General features: G+C 43.8%; 13 protein-coding genes. 4 read left to right on the forward strand and 9 right to left on the reverse strand.

Annotated elements, in window-relative coordinates; translation table 11 throughout:
* Positions 1-4: 4 nt before the first annotated feature.
* The 9 genes from LACZS1_RS09730 to LACZS1_RS09770 form a co-directional block, all read right to left on the reverse strand.
* Positions 5-952, reverse strand: coding sequence for a phosphoglycerate dehydrogenase (locus LACZS1_RS09730; protein ID WP_231956488.1), 948 nt, complete (start codon positions 950-952; stop codon positions 5-7).
* Between the two features lie 2 nt (positions 953-954).
* On the reverse strand, positions 955-1380 hold the full coding sequence (locus LACZS1_RS09735) for a PTS sugar transporter subunit IIA (RefSeq protein ID WP_070652195.1): 426 nt from the start codon (positions 1378-1380) through the stop codon (positions 955-957).
* Positions 1381-1394: 14 nt separating this feature from the next.
* Positions 1395-1901 carry a PTS sugar transporter subunit IIB gene (locus tag LACZS1_RS09740; protein ID WP_070652196.1) on the reverse strand — a complete coding sequence of 169 codons (507 nt, stop codon included), beginning with the start codon at positions 1899-1901 and terminating at the stop codon, positions 1395-1397.
* Between the two features lie 13 nt (positions 1902-1914).
* Positions 1915-2823: a PTS system mannose/fructose/sorbose family transporter subunit IID gene (locus tag LACZS1_RS09745; protein WP_070652197.1), complete on the reverse strand. Its 909-nt coding sequence runs from the start codon at positions 2821-2823 to the stop codon at positions 1915-1917.
* A gap of 16 nt (positions 2824-2839) precedes the next feature.
* On the reverse strand, positions 2840-3670 hold the full coding sequence (locus tag LACZS1_RS09750) for a PTS mannose/fructose/sorbose/N-acetylgalactosamine transporter subunit IIC (protein WP_070652198.1): 831 nt from the start codon (positions 3668-3670) through the stop codon (positions 2840-2842).
* A 654-nt stretch (positions 3671-4324) separates the two neighbouring features.
* Positions 4325-6322 carry a transketolase gene (gene tkt / locus LACZS1_RS09755; protein WP_070652199.1) on the reverse strand — a complete coding sequence of 666 codons (1998 nt, stop codon included), beginning with the start codon at positions 6320-6322 and terminating at the stop codon, positions 4325-4327.
* Between the two features lie 15 nt (positions 6323-6337).
* Complete coding sequence (gene ulaA, locus LACZS1_RS09760; protein WP_070652200.1) at positions 6338-7633, reverse strand: PTS ascorbate transporter subunit IIC; 1296 nt, start codon at positions 7631-7633, stop codon at positions 6338-6340.
* A 20-nt stretch (positions 7634-7653) separates the two neighbouring features.
* Positions 7654-7950 carry a PTS sugar transporter subunit IIB gene (locus LACZS1_RS09765; protein ID WP_070652201.1) on the reverse strand — a complete coding sequence of 99 codons (297 nt, stop codon included), beginning with the start codon at positions 7948-7950 and terminating at the stop codon, positions 7654-7656.
* Entirely contained in the window at positions 7943-9910 is a 1968-nt protein-coding gene (locus tag LACZS1_RS09770) for a BglG family transcription antiterminator (protein ID WP_070652202.1), read from the reverse strand. The genes LACZS1_RS09765 and LACZS1_RS09770 overlap by 8 nt, the downstream gene beginning before the upstream one ends.
* A 481-nt stretch (positions 9911-10391) precedes the next feature.
* On the opposite strand from LACZS1_RS09770, the gene LACZS1_RS09775 reads away from it, so the two are divergent.
* From LACZS1_RS09775 to drmB, 4 genes are all read left to right on the forward strand, one after another.
* The gene (locus LACZS1_RS09775) at positions 10392-11114 is read left to right on the forward strand and encodes a hypothetical protein (RefSeq protein ID WP_070652203.1); all 723 of its coding nucleotides are present in this window, start codon (positions 10392-10394) and stop codon (positions 11112-11114) included.
* Positions 11115-11381: 267 nt separating this feature from the next.
* Positions 11382-13796, forward strand: coding sequence for a hypothetical protein (locus LACZS1_RS09780; RefSeq protein WP_093997814.1), 2415 nt, complete (start codon positions 11382-11384; stop codon positions 13794-13796).
* Between the two features lie 14 nt (positions 13797-13810).
* Positions 13811-17335 carry a helicase-related protein gene (locus tag LACZS1_RS09785; protein WP_070652205.1) on the forward strand — a complete coding sequence of 1175 codons (3525 nt, stop codon included), beginning with the start codon at positions 13811-13813 and terminating at the stop codon, positions 17333-17335.
* Positions 17328-19289, forward strand: coding sequence for a DUF1998 domain-containing protein (gene drmB, locus LACZS1_RS09790; RefSeq protein ID WP_070652206.1), 1962 nt, complete (start codon positions 17328-17330; stop codon positions 19287-19289). Before LACZS1_RS09785 ends, drmB begins: the two co-directional genes overlap by 8 nt.
* Positions 19290-19304: the final 15 nt, after the last annotated feature.

Below are 19304 nucleotides of genomic sequence, written 5' to 3' on the forward strand. Positions count from 1 at the left end.
ATTCCTAAACTGCCACATTATCTTCTTGTTCAACACTGCTATTTAAATCTCTCATCAAATTCGAGACTGCGCGCAGACTCATACTATTGACAGCGCCCTGTGAACTAGCCGCTGTATGAGAGCCAACAATACAATTTGGCAACTGCAGAAGTTTTGAATGTTGGGGATCTTTTGTCTGAAAGACATCTAACCCTGCGCCAAAAATCTGTTTGTTCTTCAATGCATTGTAAAGATCGTCATCGTTGATAATGCCCCCTCTAGCAGCATTAACTATGACTAAATTCTTCTTGGCTTTACTAAGCATTTCTGCATTAACTAAGTTTTCTGTTGAAGGGATCAAAGGAACGTGAAGTGTGATGAAGTCACATTCCTTAAAAATCGTTTCAACGTCAGTAAAACGGACTTGGTTATCCTCTACGAAAACATCATCATGGAAGACATCATAGCCATAGATTTGCATATCAAATCCTTCAGCTCGGTGAATGACACCCCGACCAATCGCTCCTAAACCGATGACGCCAAGTTTTTTCCCAAAAACATCCAGCGCTACCTTTTTAGACCAATCACCTTGCTTGCAACCATTGTTAATCTCTGTCACACGTCGAGCCACGTTCAGCATCAAAGCAAAAGTATAGTCAGCAACGGCATTTCGATTTGCATTCTTGGTGATCGAAACGGCAATACCGTGTTTCTTGCAGTAACCCAAATCTATATTGTCAGTTCCAACACCATATTTCGCAATAGCTCTTAAGTTCTTGGCATGTTTGAGAACCTCTTCATTTAAGGGGTCAACGCCAGCAATAATACCGTCAACATCTGCAACACGATCGATCATTTGACGTTCACTTAAAACAGAACCGGTTTCATTCTCGACAATCTTCACACCACGAACCTTCATAATTCGGAATGGCTCGTCATCGTATTTACCAAAAGAGCGAGGTGTAATAAGCACTTTCAATTCTGATCAACTCCTCTCTTAACTGCCAGTTCCTCTACCCCATTTTTTCCGCTTTCAATCGCCGTCTTAACAAAATCTGTTAATGACTGATGATCATTGCGAGTCGAAAGTGTTTCAATCAACATTGGCAAATTAACACCGGTTATCAACCGAACTTGATGTTGCTCGTCATCCAGTCTAGACATGTTCATTGCTGTGGCGTTATATGGAGATGCCCCCAGTAAGTCAACCAGAACAGCAACACCATCCCCGGAATCAAGGTCCACAATTTTGTCATGAATTTCTTCTTTGAACTTTCCAAAATCATTACCTTCAAAAAGTCCTAAAGTATCAAAATGTTCCTGTTCACCCATAATCAAATGAACACTGTTCTTGAATCCTGCAGCTAATTCTCCATGGGTGACAACTAAAACACCAATCATGCTATTCAGCTCCCTCAAGGTTTAACTTTATCGAATGCTTTAACACCATCTTCTAGACTGACTTTCTTTGAAGATGGAATTGTCTGAAAATAAATATCTGCTCCAGTAATCTCTTTAATTTCGCGAAGTTGGGCAGCCATCTTGGCATCAATGGCTACGGAACTAATTACAAATTCGGTGTTCGGCCTTTTTGCAATTCCGCCAATATTTAGCGCTTTAATCGGGACACCATTCTTGGCAAGTCTGTACATGTTATCAACCGTTTTTGTCAATAAAATGCAGTTGAAGTCGTCAAATTTTCTTAACTCCCAGTAGCGACTGCATTTTTTAACGGAATAAATTTTAATGGTCATACCTGTTCGTGATCCGGAGTTTACAAAAACTTGTTTCATAAAATCATCTTTGGCAATCTCATCATCAACGATAAAGATCGAGTTGGCATCTGAGTTCTGCGACAAGTTGGTCATAACCTGTCCATGTATCAAACGCTCATCAACTCTTGCAAGTGTTACTTTTCCCATGACAGTTTCCTCCTTACAAAATTCCAATTGCAGCTAATACGCCCAGAATGACCGTCAATCCAATCAACGCTCGCGTAACTTTAAGCCCGCGTTTTACAAAGTAGAAGTAGACCCCAGCAACTACCAGCAGTGGCAATAATCCTGGTAAAATTCCATCAATGATACTCTGCAACTCAAACTTCTTGCCTGAAAGCGTCCACTTTAATGTTGAAGAAACCTTCACGTAACTTGCAGCGATAATACCCATCATATATAGCCCTAGTATGGAGAGCCCCTCAATTAAGCTCTTCATCTTTGTGCCGCCAACAACTTCTGTCGCTGCTCGACGTCCTAATTTGAATCCGGTATTTGCAAAATACCAGCCAATAAGAACTTGATAAACGGAAAAAGCAACAAATGGGAAGATGGCACCCATTGCAGACCCTTGCTTTGCCCAAGGAAGTGCAATAGCGATAAAGATATACTGGATTGTACCTGAGTCAATCGAATCCCCGATGCCTGCTAGAGCACCCATCAGACCAGCTTTGGTGTTATAAATCAAGTCATCAGAAATGGATATGGGCTGCTTTTCATATACTTCTTGCGCACGTGTTTGTTCCAGTGAGGCGATAATGCCAGTTAAGATGCCACCACCCCATGACAGCTGAGTATTGAAGAAAAGCAAGTGTCGTTGATAGGCTGCTTTAAGCTCAGTTGGATCCTTATACAACTTATTGAGAATTGGAATTAGTCCCCATAACAAGGACGGTGCAATATATCGATCAAAAGAATGTGGAATTTCATTAACAAAGTAGAATCGAAGCCAAGCCAGCATAATATCTTTCTTAGAAATGGTCTCTGGCTTTAACTCAACGTTTTTCTGTTGAATCTCTGGGCTTGAATTGCTTTCTTGGTTCGTCAAATCATTTGTATTTTCAGCCATTTTATTCACCCACTAACTAAAAGTCATCATCATCATCGCCACTAGGAGGTGTCGATTGATGTTTGTTAAACTCAGCTAAGGCAGATTGGGTTGCCTCGTTCCGTAACATGATATAGACAAAAGCAATGATGCAACCGATGATCGCGTATGTGACCATCGAGATCTTTAAGGTTGCGAACATGACTGTCATGAAGTACGCCAAGAGGAAAAATGGAATGTAGTTCTTCTTCCCGATTACGTAAACAGTTAAAGCAATCCCGATGGAAGCTAAACCGCCGCCAATGGTGCTTAAGATGTGGAAGAGTAATGTTCCGGAATTTGACTTAACAAATGATGCAATCACTGGAACCCCAAACTTTAACGTAATAAACATAAATGGCATGAATAAGGCAAAAGAAACGATCACCGGAATCCAAATAATTGAAAAAGTGAGCCCCCTTCGATTCCCTGCAGCAGCATATTTATCTGTCAAATGAACAACGAAGGTATTAAGGAACAACCGGAATTGGTATAAATACGCTCCGAGTAATCCAACCGGGACAGCAATAGCAACGGCAGCTGCGGGTTTTAATCCGCCAAGCAACGCCACTGGAACAGCAACGGCGGCAGCAATTGCCGGTTCAGACGGCATCTGTCCTCCCGGAGAAAAAACACCCATGTAAATCAGTTGAATCGCCGCGACAATCATCATTGCCTGCGCAACATTGCCAAGAACGATCCCAACGACAAGCCCAGTCATCATCGGCGTAAAACGCAAAGTTGTTGTCGCGCCACCAAGCAAGATACGCGACTCTACTAAGGCTATCCATAGTGCAATGATGATCGCTTGCGAGACTGTCAGTGTCATGAAGCTTACCTCCTTTTTTTGGCGGCATTACAAGCTTAAACAGTTAACTGGCCAGTTAGTTTATGAAGTATCGGCTTATAACAGCGCTTTCATTGTCATAATATCACCATTTCCCAAATTTTCAATATATTATGTAAATATTTCCAAACTGTCCTGCATTTATGACACCCAAAATAGTTGATCTTTTGGTAATTCAGAAATTAAGTTCGTTTAAAATCGGCAAAATCAGTGCTATAAGGGCCATATCTTGGAAATAGTAGAAAGATTATTTTGACCCACTTCAACAGAAAGAGAGTGCCGACAATTATTCCTACAGATTTTGGTGACAACTTTGTTTTGACGTTAAACATATAAAGCGCGTCTCTGGTATGTATCTTTTCCGGCAGATCAGCATATTTAAACAACGCTGAATATCTTTCACGGCCGGTATAGTCTGACTAGAATGCGTAACATCCATCAATAATCATTGTCATTGTTTATCGTTCTAGTGCACCTTAAGCTCAAAAAAGAGCCGCCCCCTCTGCATATCGTCCGGTCAAGATGACTAAGAACTAGTGCAGAGTTGGCGACTCTTTTTAACTATTAAGATTGTTTGCTGTTAGATCACGGTACACTAATCATTTGGATAAACCTCACTACGCTGACCACTTACTTCTATAGCGGAACTTTCGCAGGCCCAAAAGCGGCAACATACAGATTTCTTGCGTGGTCTGCCGTGAAGTCAATCATGCGAAGAATATCCTTAGCTGGGGCAGATTCACCAAAGTGATCATATCCCATTCTCACACCGTGCATTCCCACATATTGCTGCCACCCAGTGGTAGCACCAAGTTCAATGGACATACGGTTCTGAATTTCATCTGGCAAGATTGATTCCTTGTATTCATCAGGTTGCTGCTCAAACAGCTCCCATGATGGCATTGATACTACCCGAACAGCAATTCCTTCATCTGCTAGTTGCGCCTGAGCGTCTAGGGCTAGTTGCAGCTCTGACCCAGTTGCAATGATTATCCCCGTTGGCGTTTGACCATCTTTAGGATCAGACAGCACGTAAGCACCCTTTTCCGCCTTCTTCATGTCCGTTCGGGATAATTCTGGTACAGGCTGGCGATTCAAAATGATGGCCGTCGGAGCTGTCTTGTTCTTTAAAGCGATATCCCACGCCGCTTTAACTTCAGTCTGATCAGCTCCTCGAAAGACAATGAGATTAGGCATCGCTCTTAGTGACATCAAATGCTCAATTGGTTGGTGGGTTGGTCCGTCCTGACCGACCTGAACACTATCATGGGTAAATACAAAGATGGTCGGCGTTTCCATAATTGCGGCTTGCCGAATTGCGCTCCGCATATAATCAGAGAACACCAAGAACGTTCCTGTGTATCCCCTTAGGCCGCCGTGCAAAGTGATTCCATTGGCAATCGTCGCCATTCCGAACTCACGTACCCCAAAATAAATGTTTGGTCCACTATAACGACGGTTGCTCATGAAGTATTGATCCATAATGGTCGTTTTGTTAGAGGTTCCTAAATCTGCACTACCGCCAACAAGAATTGGCAATTTGGGATAAATCGCATTAAGCACTTTACCAGATGCCTGCCTTGTGGCCATATCACCATGGATTTCCAGATCATTTAAATCTGGTACAGCCAATTTTCCCCGAATAAAATCGGTTAATTCTGCCGCTTCCTCCGGATATTGTTTGTTGTATTCTGCAACTAACAGTTTCCAGGACGCCTCATCCTTCTGTCCGCGTTCGATCATCGGCTTAAAACCTTCTGTAACCTCATCCGGTATATAAAATGCGGGTTTATCAGCAAAGCCAAACATTGCGCGCATATGATCTGCTTCTTGTTCAGACACTGGATCACTGTGAATAGCTGGTGTCCCTTGCATTGTTGAACCATAGCCAATCACAGTATTAACCTTAATAAGGGTCGGTTTATTCGCCGAGCGCTTTGCAGCAGCTATCGCTAAATTAATTTCATGGAGATCGTTTCCATCTTTGACTTCCAACGTATTCCAGTTCATGGCTCTGAATCGGGCCAAACCATCCTCCGTATTAGAAGCAGTTAACGGACCATCTGACGTCACATGATTGGCATCCCACAACACAATCAGTTTGTTTAACCCTAATTGCCCCGCCAATGATGCAGTCTCTTGTGAAATACCCTCTTCAAAATCCCCATCGCCGGAAACGACATAAGTGTAATGGTCAATAACTGGAAAGTTTGGTCGGTTAAAGCGGTCGGCTAAGTGCGCTTCAGCAATTGCTAACCCCACTGCCATCGCAAACCCCTGTCCCAGCGGTCCAGTACTGAGATCAACGCCGCGCGTTTTGTGTACTTCAGGGTGACCCGGCGTCTTACTGTTCAGCTGTCGAAATTGTTTAATATCCGCCATCGTTAATGGAAATCCTGACAAAAGCATTAACGAGTATAGAAGCATTGATCCGTGGCCTGCGCTCAGCACAAAGCGATCACGGTTAAACCATTCAGGATCTTTAGGATTGACTTTAAGGAAATACCGCCACAGAGCATATCCCATCGGTGCTGTGCCAAGTGGCATTCCCATATGACCATGATGGGCGTGTTGAACCGCATCAACTGTTAAGGTCCGCATCGTATTAATGGTTAACTTATCCAAATTTTTCATGAAAATCCTCCTCGATTAAAGTGGTAGCAAAATCGTTCCGAAGACACTATGCCAAGCTTGACCAAGATATTTAATGATTAAAGCTACAACGTTAAAATCGGTTTCTGGGAAAGCGGTGCCTTTTAGTCCGACTGATTGTAAAACTGGGTAAACTAGCGAAGGTCCCACCGCAATCAAGATACCAATGACAAATGAACCCACAACTGCGCCTTTCCAACCACCAGTTGCATTACCGAACACCCCGGCTGTTGCGCCAATAAAGAAGTAAGGCACTGCCACTGGGATGATAACCGGCATCTTTAGTGCACCAAAAACAAACATCATCAACAAACCGGCAGCATAGGATGAAATGAACCCAACAACCGTTGCTGTTGGCGCGTATGGGAAGACAACAGGGACATCCAAAGCCGGTTTAGCATTTGGAATAACCTTTTCAGAGATTCCAACAAAAGCGCCAACAATTTCTCCCAATAACAGCCGAACACCTGTAATAATCACGTACAATGCTGCTGAAAATTGTAAGCCTTGCAGCAATGGATAAACTAGCCAACTCATACCGCCGGATAATTTTTCAACTTGTGCAGGCCCAGCGATAAACGCCGCAATGTAGTAGAAAATCACCATCGTAATTGAAACACCAATGACATAGTCTTTAAAGATGCTAAGCCAACCTGGCAGCTTCAGTTTCTCGGTGCTTTCTTCTGGTTTACCGACCTTACTACCAATCCAACTCGATAATGCATAACCCAACGAAACATAGTGCCCCAAAGCAATCTCATCACCGCCAGTCACTTTACGCATCCCAGGTTGCGCAATTGCCGGCATTGCAGAAGACATGAAACCAACGATGATGCCACCTATAAAGATGATCCAGCCATTACTCATGCCAACTGACTTCAGCATAATGGTCGACAAGGCAGCCAAATATAGATTGTGTTGCCCAGTCAGAAAGATATACTTCATTGGCGTCAGTCGGGCAATGAGCAAATTCCAAACGAAGCCTGTGGTCATAACCAAAGCCACTGTGGTTCCAAAATGTTGCTGCGCTAATGCTGTTACGGCTTCGGCTAGTGGCAAGACCCCTTGCAGATGGAAACCGGTAGCAAACAGTTTTTGAAAATCATTCAGAGCGGTGGAAGCGGCTGCACTCCCAACCGAAAATACCAGAAAGCCGACAATTGTCTTGATTGTGCCGTTGATGACTTTAGAAGGTGCTTCCTTTTGCACCACCAACCCAATAAAAGAAATAATACCCACCATGATTGCTGCCGAACTTAGCAGATCAATCAAAATCGCGATAATCCCCGTCATGGTTTTCCATCCCTTCTATATCAACTCGCATCCCCTTGCTCAGCAAGCCACCCAGCGAGCTTTTCTTTAATCTCCTCTTTGTCAGTTAAATCTTTAATTCCGATAACTTGGCGCACTTCATCCTTGACGTCTGGCACCAAATCAGCCATCGTGATCAAAACATCAGGATCAATGCCCTTGGCTGCATCAATCACATCGTGCGAGACCTCAATGGGAAACTTATTCTCACGAACGACTTGAGTCACTTTGATGTTCAACATCATTGAAGACCCCATACCTGTGCGACAGGCAACAAGCGCTGAAAACTTTTTAGCCATTAAAATCACATCTTTCTTCAAATTTCGTAATCAGTCCATATATGGCCTCAGGGGTAGTAGCATCTCTTAATGCTTGCATAAATGCTTCCTGCCCGATTAGCTCAACTAACTCTGACAGTGCTCGTAAATGCGTCCGACTATCGGTTGCGCTCAAAGCAAATACATAACTCACCGGATCATTTGCTTTATTTCCGAATGAAATTGGCGTCTCAAGAGTTGAAATGGCAATTCCCACGCGTTGTGCACCTTTTTCGGGTCGCGCATGTGGTAAAGCCACCCCTTTGCTGATCACAATATAGGGACCGGCTTCTTTGGTGGTATTCACCATATCGTCTACATAACTTGGAAGGACATAACCTTGATCAATCAACGGTTGGGCACTCTTTCTGATCGCCTCTTCCCAATTTTGAACACTGATATTAACCTGAATCAGATTACGGTTGGTAACATCGCTCAGCATTTTTTCACTCCCCTCAATGCGGTTTAAAAATGAAGACACTTTGTCGCGGTCCCGACTTGTCATTAACGCATTCACAACAATCACGGGAATAGTGTTGATATTGTTTAAACTGACAGTCGATATCACCAACTCGATGCTTGGATCCCGTGCTAACCTCTCCTCAACTTTGTCGCGTGCTACGACATCGACAATTTCAAGTTGTGAGAACGACGCTCGAATCTTCACCGCCAATAGTTTAGCTGTCGCAATTCCAGTCGTGCATACGACCAGTGCTTTTAAGGATTTCTCGTTTTGTTCATAATATTTAGCAAAGTACAACGCAATGAAGCCATTTTCGTCAGTCGATATATTTGCGGTATGAAAGTGCATTTCGACTTCTTTTGAAATACGGCTGACATTTTCAAAGTGTCGTGGGTAAAGGCGTTCAATGTCATCTAGCAAAACATTATGGACATGGATATTAGACGATAGACGTGCTAACATCGGCTGAATATGGCTAGTCAATTCCTCCAGCAAAACCAAGTCTTCAATCTTTTTACCAGTCACCTCCCCCATCCGTTCAAGATAATATCTTGATACTTCATAAGCTTGACCATGGGTGGTGACATTTTTGACACTGTTGAATCCGTCTTTCAAGAAACGAGATGAAAGCAGATGTTCCAAAAGATAAGTTGTTTCACCTGGCGGAAGTCTTTTATTGAGATAACTTTCTACGTGCGTAATCGTCTTGGCCGCTAATTTGAATAGACGCTGATTAGACGAGGAATTCACACTACCCGTTGTGCTCTCTGATTCAGTTTCGTCAATGACAATTGAACGGCCTTTCCGGTTACGTGTGATCATGATATACAGCGGAATGGCAATGTTAAGGTTGTAAGGGTACGGTACTGAAGCATTGAGTTCAGTTTCAACTTGATGCAAAAGTGACATACTAAAAGCCAATGTTTTGACATTTAGATCTTTTCTCCTACTCTGGTCACTGCTCGCTTCTATGATGTCACGTGCCATCATTTGGTCTTGAAGCGCTCTTCGGATTTCGTCCTCCTTTCCTACAACTTGAATAGCCATATTTTGACGCTTGATCTGCAGAGCATAAGTCTGAATGTCTGCACGAATTGCTTTAACGTCAGCTTCGATCTGTGACTCGCTAACGTAATATGGCTCAAATAGGTCGTGAACTTTGACTGATGCCGGTGCCTCCCAAAGCAGGTCATATAAAACATCAGCTTGACGTTCGACAATTTCTGCGTTCGAAGCCTCCTTTTCTCGTTTCTGTTTTCGATTCAACAGCAGGTATGAAGAATAATTGATTCGGAAGCCTTGTCCCTTACTACCTGTGATGAGGTCATGATTAGGTGCAATTTCATTAACGTGGTCAACGGTTCGGTACACCGTCTTAGTCGAAATAAAGAGTTGATTCGAAATTTCTGCAGCCGTCAGATAACCTTTCGAATTTAACAGAAGATTCATTAGTTTACGTTCTCTGTCACTGAAATGCATATTCAATCTGTCCTTCCTGATTTCAAGTATATGGCAAAGTTAAGAAAGCGCTTTCTAAAAATCTGACCGTTGCATTGGTCATAAATCATGAATGATCACCCCCTTTTGTCAAACAAAACATTTCGCACTTATTTCGAGTTCCCAGTCATTTACGCTCAAAGGCTTAGATCATGATACTAAAAAGCCTGATATTAAAGGACTTTACTGATCTACATCAAAGGCAATCATGAATTCAGATAGCTCTAACAGAAGTCGTTCACAGCGTTTTGTAGTAACAATTGCTTCAATAAAGGGAGCTATTTTACCTCACCGTTGTTGGACTACTGTGAACATAAAAGACGGCGGGCAATTCCATTGACTGGCAGGGTCTGAATGGAATTACTCGTCGTCTTTGACTAATATTATGCGCCCATTAGCTACTGGCTCCAACAAAAAAGGCATCAGTAATTGTATAATCAAATAAGAATGGAGGGGCTTTCAAATGAAAACAGACAGGTGCCATTGGAATCATAAAGACAACCAATCAGTTCGCGGGTATCGACGGTTAACGTTTATTATTACCATGTTGGTACTTGCGCTTGCCGTGGGAGCGTGCAACAAAGTTGATGGTCCAAAAAGTGGCTCCAGCGCCAGTAAGCAAATCACTTCGACATCAGTGAGTGATTCGCGTTCCCGATCAGCTTCCAAAGATGCTACCACCCAGCCAGCTAATAAAAATGATGACGCCACGCAAACAAAAAATTTAACAAGCATCATCACAGATTATCAGAAATACGACTACCTAAGCGGAAACTACATCAACAGTACCCGCTCAGCACTACCGGACATCCTCAACTTCAAGAATGGAACTTTTACAACGCACAACGCGCTTGGTAGCGCCTATACAAACCATTTTGATCAGGTTATTCGGCATCCGGATGGCAGTCTAATCATTAATGTCACAGGACAGTTCGATTATCCAGATCCTCAAGATCACAGTCAAAAGAAGGCCATGATTGTACATTTCAGCTTGTTGCTAGCTCCCGCAGGTACGCAAATACAGAAAAATTGGCAGACGTCCGAACCAATGACTGATACCACCGATAGTCAACATGCTCGCTTTGCCATTGCAACATCAGATGATGATGGCAAGACGTTTAATATGGCACCTGCATATGCTGGATTTGCGGTAAATAATTCTACGGTGTTGTCCGTTAAACGTTAAAAGAAAAAATGTGAAACTAAATCTAGTTCCTCCCAAAAGCGATGGAAGTAGTGAATTAATCTTGGTATAATCAGACTCTCTGAACACCAAACCATTAAAACAGCTGAAAGAATATGATCCTAGTGGAGAAAGAAAAAAGTTCAAACTTAATTTTGTGAATAGTTCAGGCTTATAATATCTTATACATTAAAACAAGTTTATACTCATAGGTAAGCGTTCTTGACTTGAACAGTTGCGTTTTATTTCTTTTTTTGGGGGGGATGGGTCATGGATCTTGAAAAGTATACGGAAAAGATGATTAGCTTTTTACCAAAACAACTGTCCAACAAAGATCCGATGTTTAGTAAAGTTCTGCACGACTTCACGGCCGCTGAGGACTCAGGCGGTGGCTATTTATATTACCACCTATCAGAACAAGTCACTGCCGCGTTAGTAACATTGGCTGCTCTACGTACATTATTGTCGAACATGGCCGATCACCAAGTCCTCTACCCAGAGAAAATTGAATCTGGGACCCCGCTAGTATATGCGGAAACAAGTTATACTTTTATCGGAGTAGAAAAACATGATGGCCATGACATCTGCAAAATGGCCTCAGATTCTGACGGGTTGCTATTAACGATCCCGCGTGAGACCTTCTTATCCTCAGTCAGCCTTGCAAAGTCGGTTTCTTCAAGGAAAACTACTGACACAAGAGCAAAAGTAGCTGCTCATTTTCACATTTCTCACTTCAGCCGAACGGATGAATCTAACATTGTAATTTTGACAGACAAGGCAGTCATTGACAGTCTTGAAAAGATGAACTTTACAATTGAAGGACGAGACCTTAGCTTCGGTGCCGTTGTACCGAGCGAATATTACAATGCTGGCGGAAAGACAAGGCATCTAAAGGGTACGACGAAAACGATGGTTCCCATGGTTACCTTCGTTCCCAAACTTCAGACCCTAAACACCCTTCTACACGAACGGGTCAATAAACATTTCACGCTCTACATGATAGGTGATGCTTGGTGGAAGTACTCAAACAAGGACATGTTGGCCAATGTCCGTGATTTCATCATCAGGCACTCGGTAGAGACTCACATTCTCTCTATGCTTAGTTCTGCCGTGTCGGCCGCCGGCGCAACTTTCATGAGTGCGATGGATACTCTGTACAGTTGGCTGACAGCTGATGAGTTCAAGACAAGCACTATTTCTGCGAATTTTATTCAGACTGATGCCACCATCGACGCAGAATCGGCCGAAATTGACGAGTTCCTAGCAAGTATTAGAGGCCAGCAACTCTTTGACCTCGAAAGAAGTTTGCAGCGTTTTCAGCAAACCCTGTTTTCTTCGATTGATTCAAATTCCTCAAAGGTTGCTCAGGCGTTTCAATCGGTGAAATCTGAGATGCAGCTCCAAAATATTGTCGCTGAAGATACGGCAAAAGACCTTCTGCAACATCTTACTCGTTTGGTTAAAGAAAATTATGCTGTTCAGTTAGATAATCTTCTTTCCGGGTTAATTATTGATAATCGGACCGTCATTTTAACACACTCAGCATTAGCCGAAGAGATGAAGACGAATTATTACGTTCGAAAGAAAAAAGCTCGCGTGATTGACTATGGCGAGCCCATTCATTCAATCAACAGGCGCCAAGCCCCTGAACGCCTGATCATGATTGTTCCACAGATCTCAGAGCGCCGTCGCTGGATGTATGCTGGCATCGCACGAGAAGTCACAATTGTCGCGCCAAATAACTTCGCACGCCAGCTTGCTACTTCACTTTCCATTGACCTCTTCTTTCTAAAGCAAATTCTTCAGATTGATCAACTCGTTGATGTCGATTCTGGCTCCACTTTTGTAAACAGTATTTCTAAATTGAAAAACTCTTTAACGCTTAGATCGAAAGAAGACTCCGAACTGATTCTCGAGGAGGACTCTGATTCTTTAGAGCGCGAAGAGTCCATTTTGAATGACGGAGCGGAAGAACAACGCTCAAAAACTTTCCCAGCGGCAACGCGAGACAACCATGTCGTAGCCAAGTATCGGTTGGCTTTTCTCGAAAATAAAAGGGCGAAAATGTTTGTCACTCCTTCTGCAACCATTCTCACGCGTGACCATGAAGGCATTCTTCGTCATAAGCCAATTGCAGATTTCAAACCCATGGATGAAGTTGCCTACGTCCAACGCGTAGAAAATGAGCGGTGGTACCAAAATGACTTTTCAAAGCTCTTCAACAGCGCTGAAAGCTTGACTAAATTATTCGAAAATCATCCCGACCATCAGAAAGACTTCGAATGGAAACAAGCATTTATCAAATATGTCCGCTCTAATCACTTGACACCCAACGATCTTGTACAGAAATTCTTACGGTACGGTCTCGATCACACTCAGGGATATTTCCGGTACTGGTCTCAGCCAAGTAGCGTTAAGTTTGTTCCTCAAGATCTGGAATTCATCCGTATCATCGGACAGCTCACCAATAATCTCGACATCGAAGAGAACGCCGAAGCGTATCGGCAATCGAGTATTGCGGTTCGTGACTGGTATCAAGATCAACGACAACAAGCACTTGATCGCATAGAAGGACAAAAGCTCGACATGACTGACACACCCATCAGCTTTATGACAATTGCCACCATCACACCAGTATCTGAGTACTTGCCTAGATACAGAACGAACAGATTACTAGAAGATTGACACGGAGGTAAAACATGACAGAAAGAATTCCAAAGTCAAAGCAAGAAGCGGTTCGCAGTCGTTATTTGAATTCGATCACTTCAAAAATATTAGGACCAGGGTCTGAACATTTCGTCTCAGATTCAAGCGTCGAAATCATCTCCGAACCTCCTCGTAATCGCTATATTACTGGGATCCTTTATCCGAAAGTAGAAAGCAAAGCATCGGGCCGTTCATCGGATGACATCTCCGGAGATGACCAAGATGTCGACTTTGATGCCGAAAGCGAACCTATCGTTGTTGACAATAGTTTCAAACCGACTTCGATTGGCTTATCGTTTTACTGTTTGAAAACTTCAACCTTGGATTTCAAGATTAACACATCGGTTTATAACATGACTGAAAACCCTTGGATCGATTTACCAGCGGACCTTCTTGAGTCGATTTTACCCATTGTAACCGATGCTCAAGTAACTGAACCAATTTTGAAAATTTCTGATGATCAAAAACAAATTGCCTATGCTGATAGCTATACTCGAAAGGCGATAAGTCTCCAAAAACGGCTAAAAAACTTGATTGATCAACTTAAAGAAAAGCCGGAAATGAAAGACGCCGCCGCATTTCTTTATCGGCTTTACAATCTGAATTACCTCTCTGAAAAATCTAAAAAGGCAAAGCCGAAAATTTATCAGCGTCGTCCGATTTCCACCAAGGTTACCTTAGATTTGACGAAACCACGATCAACTACAGAAATTATGCAATCCGGCGAGCCACTGGGATTATCGATTTTTGCGAAGGTACGAGAACTCCCCCTTCCCGACAACAAAAGAGCAGTCCAGGCCGTCACGTTGGTCGTCCAGAATACTTCAAAGTCGACAATCTTTTTCCAAACCCAAGTTATCCTGAATGCGATGCACTCACTCAAGTTCTGCGCTTCAGAGGACGTCATGGATACCCATCTGGAACAGCTTAGCAAAGAAGACCAAAAAATCCGTTTTGAGTACCGCAACAAGAAAACGTACGCTATCGGACATGGTATTTCGGTTGGCTGGTCCCCGCAAGCCGGCGAAGTGGAATCCATCTTCACCGAGTATGTCCCAACCTATGAACTCTCACCCATGTCTTTTGATTTGGAGGGACTTAGTAAGGACATACTCCGCCCGGACAGTTACCTTTCTGAGGTCCCTGAAGAGGCACAAATACAATCCTTGACCAAGTTTGCTGCGAAATACGACGCATGGATTGATGAACGCGAGTTGCAGGTACCTGAGATCAAAATGGAGAACCCCAGTTACGCCGAGATTGCCAGTAGCAACCTTCAAGACTGTCGAATCTGCAGCAACCGCATACACCAAGGCATTGAACTCCTGCGCAGGGATCCAGCAGCTCTGCTCGCCTTCGATCTCGCCAACGAGGCCATCTTACTGCAAAGAAGTAAAAACCCCGAACGGAAGATGCAATGTTTTCGGTCTCGCTCCTATGAAAATCTGGAAGATGATCCAAACACAAGTTTTGCTTGGCGTCCATTTCAACTGGCCTTTATACTCACAACGATTGATTCACTGATAAATGAAAAGAGCGACTTTCGTGACGTTTTAGATTTGATTTGGATCAGCACTGGCGGCGGCAAGACTGAGGCGTACTTATGTGCTATTGCGCTGGTAGTCCTCTACCAGCGTCTCGGTGACGCCGATGCTAAAGGCGTTACAGTTATCATGCGCTATACACTGCGTTTGCTGACTGCGCAACAATTTCAACGTGCCTCTTCAATGATTTGCGCTCTTGAGTTCTTGCGTCAGCATCGTGACGATCTTGGTAGTAACGAAATCAGTGTGGGTTTATGGGTTGGTGGAGGTTCAACACCTAACCATCGTAAAGAAGCAAAAACGGATTTTGTTAATCTTCGGAAAAACCATGATAGCCCAAATCCGTTTCAAGTACTTGAATGTCCTTGGTGTCATCGAGAGCACAGCATCATCCCAGACGACACAGAAAAACGTGTCGTGGATGCATGGGGGTACGCTCCGCTAGTCAATGGCAATGATTTTGATCTCCAATGTCAAAATTCCAGTTGTCCTTTCCACGAGAAGTTGCCGATTTATGTTATTGACGATTCTATCTACAAAAATCAGCCGACGCTCTTATTTGGAACCGTTGATAAATTTGCGCAAGTGCCGATCAACGAAAAGACGGCGGCCTTGTTCTCCTGCTCCAACGGAAAATCTGGCGAAGCCTATAAACCACAGCTCATCATTCAGGATGAATTACACCTTATCTCCGGTCCGTTAGGTAGTATCGTCGGGCTTTATGAAAGTAGCTTTGATTACATCTTGTCTTCAGGATCTTCACGGCCTAAATACCTCGCCTCGACGGCGACTATCAGAAATTCTCAAGAACAAGTTCGCAACCTCTTCGACCGAGATGTTATGCAATTTCCGCCAGACGGACTAGACGTTGACGACAATTTCTTCGTCAAAACAAGGAAACCTTCTGCTGATGGCAATCTATATGGTCGCCAATATGTTGGCGTGATGGGTACAGGTAAAACCCAAGTGACAACAGAAATTCGGCTATTTGCGGCTCTTCTTCACTCGATTGTTGAGCTTGGGCTGAGTCTCGAAGAACAGGACCTTTTCTGGACAGTCGTTGGTTATTTCAATAGCCTCAGAGAGTTAGGGAAAGCTTCCACCTTACTGATGGATGATGTGCGCGATGAGCTGCGTCGTCTCACCAAAATCGAAGGCTCCGCTTCTTCGCGGCAGCTTAATACGTTCGGTAATCTTGAGCTCACTTCACACGTTTCTAGTAGCGAAATCGTCAACACAATTAAGAAGCTCACGCACACGCACACTTCGGATGAACGTGCTGTCGACACCATGATCGCTACCAATATGCTCTCAGTAGGCATCGACATTTCAAGATTGAACAGCATGATCGTTGTTGGTCAGCCCAAGCTCACCTCCGAGTATATCCAAGCAACCAGTCGAGTTGGCCGAGACACATTGGGTTTGGTGTTTGCACTATACAGCTCGACCAAAAGTCGCGACCGTTCTCACTATGAGACATTCACAAGTTATCATCAGAATATGTACGCCCAAGTAGAGCCAAGCAGCGTAACACCATTCTCCCAACCTGCCTTAGATAAGGCTTTAGCAGCTGTTTTGATTGGTATGCTACGACACACGATTCCTGCTCTCTTATCTCAGAAAGACGCCAGTTCAATTCTCGAGTTCAAACCAGAACTAGAAAGTGCAAAAGCATTTTTGCTTGATCGCGTACAACGAAACGATTCGGAAAATCTTTACACAGCTAAAGCAAGTGAAAAGCTTGATGCCATCTCTGAAAACTGGTTGCAATCTGCCGTTTTAAGTGACAATACTGCGAACAAGAACCTCTTATACTTCGCGGCAAAGAAAGACGCCACACCAGACACCGTTTACCTCCTAAAAAGTTTTGATATGAGACAAGCTCATCACGAAGCTTACTTCGCGATGAACTCTATGCGCGATATAGAAAATTCTGGGAATATTTCCATAAAGGAGAGTCTGACAGATGACTAAGTTTAACGATGGCAAAATCTCAAATGACGGTCAGCGCCGTTCACCAGAAAACCAAATTCGCCAATCACAGCTGATTACCCCTTTTGGAACTGGCGCCCTTACCCAGATCAACAATCAATCGGTGATGATTTGTGACTCGGAGTTCTGGCAGCCTACAAGTAACGAAGACCCTATCGTCGACATTCGCCTACAATCCAGCTTAAGAGCAGCTGGATTCATCGCTCCCCCAACTGATATCACCAAAGAATTCATCACTGGAGTTTCATTTCCACAGTGGTATTTCGGACCAAAGAACCGCGAGCTTCGGACACTATCGCAGTGGCGTGCTGATCTCCGAAACGATGCGGATCTGAAGCGCTTTGATGTCAAACCGTTTCATTTTGAATTGTCAAAGTCTAACAAACGCTATCGGGAGGAATTGATCCCGGTCCGACTCGTCTGTGCCTGCAGAGACGGCCACATCCAAGACTTTCCCTGGATGGAGTGGGCACACTCTAAAGAAAAAAATGATTTTCCCCGTGGCACTCATCATCTGAAGTTAAAAGATAACCCTCTTTCTGGCACGATTGGAGACCTTGTGATCGAGTGTTCTTGTACGGCTAAACGTAATCTTCAAGGCGTATTTGATGATTCATTTGGCGCCACCCTTTCACGCATTGGTGTGAAATGTCACGGTCGATACGGATGGAGGAAGAACGAACACCCTAAACAATGTCGCCGACAGCCAGTCGCACTCATGCGGAACGCGAATAACCTTTACTTTTCCGATATTGTCGGATCAGTGAACATACCCATGGAAGACACTGCGCTTCAGGAGCAGTTGACTCAAAATTCTAGCTACCAGGCTTTACTCAAACAAGTGTTGAAATCCGCAACGCTCAACGAGATGAAAGCGACGCTTTCTCAAAGATACGCCCCGTTTTTGGAGACGCTTGTTGATGAAATCGAAAACTCGCCCACACCGGAAAAACTGATCAATGTTTTCTCAAGTGTGTGGCAAGCCGCTCATGCAGAAGGAGAACAAAGCCAGATGGATTACCGCCGAGACGAATATCTCGTTTTAACTGGCGCTAAGGAATATGCCCGTAACACAAATCGCTTCGACATGACACTTCAACCTCGTGAACACTTTGGGGATACGAAACTCGGAAGTGCCTTCCAAAACATTACGCTTCTAAATCAACTTGAGGTCATTTCTGTTCTTAAAGGTTATAGTCGAATTCGTCCAATCGAGTCGGATATGATGCTGGAACAAGAACAAATCGAACGTGCAAGTGCAGAAGTAGATGGCCGAGCAGACGAGGCTCCTGTTAATGAAGTTTCGTTGCGTCGTACAGATAACCGGTTTGTCGCTCTGAAAAACTCAGGTGAAGGGATATTCATTGAATTGAACAGTCAACTTCTACGCCCTTGGAGAAATAGCCTCGACGGTTCAAAAATCTTCGCCAACATTGTGCGTAAACTTTCGATTCAAGTTCCAGAGAACCGTAAACCGTTGATCGATCCCACCTACTATATGCTTCACACCTTATCTCATATACTTTTACGTGAGCTCAGCTTCGCCAGCGGCTATTCATCTTCTGCATTAAAAGAGCGACTGTACTTTTCCAGCGGACAAGCAGACAAGTCTGATATGGCAGGTATCTTGATCTATACATCAAGCGCAGACTCTGAAGGCACGTTAGGCGGCCTCGTTCGCCAAGGTATACCGGACAACTTCTTCAAAACACTCGCCAGTGCCTTAGAAAAAGCTCGCTGGTGTAGCTACGACCCCACCTGCATTGATAGTTCCGGCCAAGGACGCGATTCGTTAAACATTGCTGCCTGTCATGCCTGTGCGCTTGTGGCGGAAACAAGTTGTGAAATAGGTAATGTGTTCTTAGATCGGGGCATTCTTGTTGGCACCCTAGATGAGCCAGATTTAGGATTCTTCTCGCCTTACATTAACGAATAACAAGCAATGAGGTCA

Source organism: Lacticaseibacillus zeae subsp. silagei (assembly GCF_030770335.1).
Taxonomy (GTDB): domain Bacteria; phylum Bacillota; class Bacilli; order Lactobacillales; family Lactobacillaceae; genus Lacticaseibacillus; species Lacticaseibacillus zeae.